Source organism: Sphingomonas sp. LC-1 (genome assembly GCF_025371035.1).
Lineage (GTDB): Bacteria > Pseudomonadota > Alphaproteobacteria > Sphingomonadales > Sphingomonadaceae > Sphingomonas > Sphingomonas sanguinis_E.
The window spans coordinates 41276-43049 of record NZ_JANZXB010000017.1 but is presented as its reverse complement, the minus strand read 5'-3'; the positions used below and the strand labels follow the sequence as shown (position 1 = coordinate 43049).

The window sequence follows — 1774 nt, the reverse complement described above, 5'->3', positions numbered from 1 at the left end:
GCCCCGGAAGCGGCAACACCGCCATTACCGGCCTCCGGTTCCGCTTCGCTCCACCTACGCCCGGCAATGGCGGCCGAGACGACAATGCACTAACTAACAACCCGGACCACCCGGCGGGGGCTGCTCAAAGAAGGCTGGACACACCCGGTTATTCCCCGATCTGGTTCCCAACGGTTTCGGCAAGCGGACGAAGGAAGCCTCGCGCATCGCTAACCGCATCATCGACCGTTACGTATCGACCGATGCCCGGTTGGTCTTTCACAGCTTCCGGCACGGCTTCAAGGATCTTGCACTGGAAGCCAACGTACTGGAGCGGATCGTCGACCAGATTTGCGGCCATGCCGCGACCACGGTCGGCGGCAAATACGGTCAGGGCGTTCGCCTGACGATCCTGAACCGCGAACTTCATAAAGTCGATTGGTCGTTTCTCGACTGGGCAGCGCTGGTTCAAGCGAGCGCCCAAATAGATTGGGTCAAGCGGTTCGAGTGAAATGCCGCCACCTGAACACCTTCAAACGGCAGTAAGCGACCAGAGACAGCCGCTCGCACTTCCTCAGACGAATGTCTGATCTCGACAATTGCCGCCAATCGCTCCGATCAGAGCGATCGGCTGGCCAAAGCCCACGCATAGGGTTACGATATCGAAATGGTTCAATTGAGCGGATAGATGTTTTTCAGCTCAACCCCGCTGCGGCTGTTACCGTCCAGTTCAATGACGCTGAGGGGTCGCACCGGCCCTTCAGCCGTCTCGACGGTGTCGATGCCGGCAAATTTCTCGATCAGATGACGCGCCAGAGCCCGACTCGATGTGGTGATGACAAGGTTCACCGAACGGCTTTCCTCGAGCACGGTGGCACGTAGAATATCGAGGAGTCCCACACGATTGAGGTCGTCGAGATGCGCCACGGGCTCATCGAGGAAGAACGTCCCACCGAGGCTGCGCGCACGCGCCAGGAACAGGGCAAGAGCAAGGTCCTGGCGCTGTCCCTGGCTGAAGTCCTTGCCCGGATCGAGCTGTGCGTCCCCAGCATGCGCCAGCCAATGCAGGAATTCGCTGTCCTCACCGAGATTGATGCGATCGTAAACCCGGTTTGCGTGCATGCGCGCGAACAGCGGGTTCACGACCTTGGCAAGATCTTGGACCTGCCGCTTGCTGATCGTGGTGTAGGTGTCTTGGAACGTCGCCTGCGCGCGCATCGCAGCAGCAATACGTGCGGTCATCCGCGACTGCTGGTCCAGCGCGGGTTCAATGGCGGCTCGTATCGAGGCCAATTGCGCACGCCGCGCTTCGGCGGTCCATGCGGCTCGCGCAGCTTCGATATGCGCCTCAGCGCGGGCGAGTTCGTCCTGCTCCTTCGTCAGCTCGGTCTTCAGCTGTGCAAACGCCGCCTCGCTCCACGACTGCTCCGGTGCGGCGACGTCCCACAAGGCCTGGAGTTCGGCAAGCTCGCTTCCCTTCGCCGCCAACTGCTCGCGGCAGTCCCGCAACCGTTGCTGGATTCCGGCATATTCCGCGCGCAGCCGATCGCGCAGGGTTGTCGCGTCCTCGTTGTCGCGGGCCAGTCCCGCCAGTTGAAGCTGCAACACATGATCGCGGGCGCCGATCTGAGCCGAGACGCGTTCGACTAGGTCGAATAACGGTACCTCGTCCGGGAGCAACTGGGCCGCTTCGGCGGAAAGCATGGGACGCGCGATCGCAATCTCTTCGTCGAGCAGCGGGGGCGCGGGGGGCCGGGCGGCCCGCGCGCCCCGGGGGGGCCGCGCGCCGGCCGCA

Annotated in this window: 3 protein-coding genes; 1 reads left to right on the top strand and 2 read right to left on the bottom strand. The window is 62.7% G+C overall.

Annotation, left to right across the window (positions count from 1 at the left end; all coding sequences use genetic code 11):
- Nucleotides 1-93, top strand: a 93-nt coding sequence (locus tag NZL82_RS18185; RefSeq protein WP_242417109.1) for an integrase catalytic subunit, incomplete at its 5' end; no start/stop codon positions are given.
- A 55-nt stretch (nt 94-148) separates the two neighbouring features.
- Here the strand turns inward: NZL82_RS18185 and NZL82_RS18180 are convergent.
- Nucleotides 149-409, bottom strand: a complete 261-nt coding sequence (locus NZL82_RS18180; RefSeq protein ID WP_261271159.1) for a hypothetical protein — start codon at nt 407-409, stop codon at nt 149-151.
- Nucleotides 410-651: 242 nt separating this feature from the next.
- A partial coding sequence (locus NZL82_RS18175) for a hypothetical protein (protein ID WP_261271158.1) occupies nt 652-1774 on the bottom strand: 1123 nt, incomplete at its 5' end.

Coding starts and splice junctions, on each gene's coding strand:
- NZL82_RS18180 (WP_261271159.1), bottom strand. CDS start 409: ATGAAGTTCGCGGTTCAGGATCGTCAGGCGAACGCCCTGACCGTATTT.